The organism is Salinimicrobium oceani (genome assembly GCF_012037645.1).
In genome coordinates, this window is record NZ_JAAVJR010001043.1 from 1 (window position 1) to 369 (window position 369).

Here is a 369-nt window from a genome sequence, read left to right on the forward strand (position 1 = left end):
TTCAGGATCCCAGTTAACCATTCGGTAACCCCGGTAGATATGACCTTTCTTGTACAGATCTACGAAAACCTTAATGACCGAAGCAGACATCTCATCATCCATGGTGAACTTTGTACGTTCCCAGTCACAGGAAGCTCCCAATTTCTTAAGTTGTTCAAGGATAATTCCGCCATGCTTATGCGTCCATTCCCAGGCGTGTTCCAAAAATTCCTCCCGTGAAAGATCATTTTTGTCAATCCCTTCAGCTCTAAGTTTGGCAACAACCTTAGCTTCTGTAGCGATAGAAGCATGATCTGTTCCCGGTACCCAACAAGCATTGTAGCCCTGCAACCTGGCACGACGAATCAATACATCCTGAATGGTATTATT

Annotated in this window: 1 protein-coding gene; it reads right to left on the reverse strand. The window is 44.4% G+C overall.

Going from position 1 to position 369, the window contains the following annotated elements:
- A partial coding sequence (locus HC175_RS20685) for a class I tRNA ligase family protein (RefSeq protein ID WP_168139891.1) occupies window positions 1-369 on the reverse strand: 369 nt, incomplete at both ends.